This is a genomic window from Anaerorhabdus sp. (assembly GCF_036637135.1).
Classification (GTDB): Bacteria; Bacillota_I; Bacilli_A; order Erysipelotrichales; family Erysipelotrichaceae; genus Anaerorhabdus.
On the sequence record NZ_JAVWNC010000113.1, the window covers coordinates 1 to 2,512 of the forward strand.

At 24.6% G+C, this 2,512-nt stretch carries 3 protein-coding genes; all 3 read left to right on the plus strand.

Going from position 1 to position 2,512, the window contains the following annotated elements; translation table 11 throughout:
- A partial coding sequence (locus RR643_RS11570) for a hypothetical protein (RefSeq protein ID WP_332483308.1) occupies positions 1-1,171 on the plus strand: 1,171 nt, incomplete at its 5' end.
- 268 nt (positions 1,172-1,439) lie between these two features.
- Entirely contained in the window at positions 1,440-1,898 is a 459-nt protein-coding gene (locus RR643_RS11575; protein WP_332483309.1) for a hypothetical protein, read from the plus strand.
- A gap of 19 nt (positions 1,899-1,917) precedes the next feature.
- A complete protein-coding gene (locus RR643_RS11580) occupies positions 1,918-2,451 on the plus strand; it encodes a hypothetical protein (protein ID WP_332483310.1) in 534 nt (177 codons plus the stop codon).
- Positions 2,452-2,512: the final 61 nt, after the last annotated feature.

Sequence of the window (2,512 nt, forward strand, 5' to 3'; positions counted from 1 at the left end):
AAATCTAGCAAGAACAAATTTTATATCAAAGAGTTATTTAAGTAAAATTAAGAATTTGAAACATGAAATAGATAATGAATTATTATTTCAAATATCTAATAGTTTAGATCTAGAATATTACTACGACACTGATTTAATTAGTAAAAATTTAGAATTATTAGAAAATTTTTATATTTCTTTAGTATTCCATAACCCTAGGGTAACAGAAGAGATTTTACAAATAATAAAGAAAAGGGAGAATATATATTTAAACTCTTCGTTGATTTTCAAATATATATTATATAAGTATGTTTGGTTAAGTATAAATGGAACTTCAAATGAAGAAACAAATAATATTGAGAAATTTATTGAAACTGAATTCATAGCAACAGGTTATCTAGATTCTCATGAATTACAAATTTATTATGATGCGAAAGGTTGTATTCGTTTAAATAGTGAAAATTTTGATGATGCTATTTTGTATTATAACAAAGCATTGTCATTTGGAATTCATAAGTATTCCTACAGTATAACTTGTTATCATTTAGGGAAAACACTATGTTTAATTAATAATTTATTTGATGCAATGTATTATGACAATATTGCGTTAGAGTACTTCACAAAAGAATATAATATTGTTCGTCAACTTTTCACTCAAGTTCATATGGCTAATATTTATGGGAAAAGTAAACAGTTTATTAAAGCGGAGAATATATATAAAGAAATTTTGTTGAGACGAGAAAATAACTCTACAGACGATATATTTTGTACAACTATCAAAACAAATCTAAGTTGGTTGTATATATCACAAAAAAGATATAACGATGCAATAAAAATAATAAATGAAAAGACCAAAGATGAACTAATACCAATTGACTATTTCCATTTAGCTTTGTGTTACTACGAAATAAAGGACTTTATCGCAATGGAAAATACTATTGATTCAGCAAAACATAACATATCGAATGTAAATAACATTATGAAACGATTGGAGTTATTGACATATGTTGTTAACGAAGATAATAATTCGATTGTAGAAAAAATTGAGAATGAATATATAAAAGAACGATTAAGTTCTGATACAGAAGAAAAAGTATTTTATCTTAACCTAATGATTCACTATTGTGAAAAAGAATCAAAATATAAAAAAGCTTTAGGATATTTAAAAGAATTATATAATCTTCAAAATTAACAAAAAGTTTCATAAAAAATAACTATTTAGCTTATTAAATAGTTATTTTGCTTAAAAATATGAAACCGAAAAATATTGTTATGGCATATTCTCTATTTTATAATTTAGATATAGATGAATGTTAATCTAGAAATGCCATAAAATAATGATATTTTAATATGAACTAAGGAATTTTATCGCAAAAGTAATTCTATTATTGTTAAATTACATAGTGTAATAGTTTTAATTAACCATTTATTACTGTTTCAAGGAAAGGATGTTCTAAGTGATGGCAAAGAAGATAAACAGAAAATTTAGAAAAATATTTCTATTATTAATATTGATTATAATTTTTGTATTCATCGCTTTATCACCTTTATATAGAACTAGTTCACAATTCATAAAATGTAATGATAATAATAATATTGTTTTTACAATTTTTAGTAATATAGAAATGAATGATGAATATGCAAAGGTGTTATTGAAATATAAGTTTGAATTTGATTATGCAGTTGCTAAAGAAAAGATATATAACTCGTTTCAAGATAATATCGAAGTAGAAAATGAAAAGAATCGTTTTTCAGTAGAATCTGTATTCAGTCATATGGAATTCAAGGAAAATAATGAGGTTAAGATATTCGTATCATACACTTTAAAAGATAACTTACTTAGAGAAAATAAATATATTTTTGAAACGTTTAGTTACTCTATAGACATTAATAAGTGTAAATTTAAGAAAAACTCATAATAAATAAATGGAGGTATTTATGAGAAAGATAATTAAAATGTTTTTAGTAGGTATTTCATGTAGCTTAGTTATGTGTAATATACTACCTTTATACGCTGAGACTTCAATTACTCAACAACAAACTCATGAACCAAATATTGAAGAAAATTATGAAGATTCAAATAATCAAGAAGATATAAAAATTTGGAGAGTTTACAATTCTCAAGGCACTTTAATTGGAGAAACTCAAAATCCTGATGAATTTATGTTTAAAATGCAATCTGATTTCACATCTATTCAACCACATTCAGGTAAACCAATAGGTAGGCTTGTTCTTGCATTTATTTGGGGATCACTTCAAACGATATCAACAGTGGAATGGGTTGTTGACAAAGTTGTAGGTACATATAATTGGGTAGATGCCAATATCAGATTTGCTCCTGATTTAAACGGAACATATCCAGTAGTTATATATAGCAATGATGGAAATATTTATAATCCATATCCACCGAATTCGTATCAAGGTTGGTATTGGACACAAAATAACTTCTATTATGTAATTGGAATACAATAAAGTATTTATGGTATTCAATGAAATTTTAAAAGTAATAACGTTTCTCCTCATTGTTTTCGAT

Coding starts and splice junctions, on each gene's coding strand:
- RR643_RS11580 (WP_332483310.1), top strand. CDS start 1,918: ATGAGAAAGATAATTAAAATGTTTTTAGTAGGTATTTCATGTAGCTTA.
- RR643_RS11575 (WP_332483309.1), top strand. CDS start 1,440: ATGGCAAAGAAGATAAACAGAAAATTTAGAAAAATATTTCTATTATTA.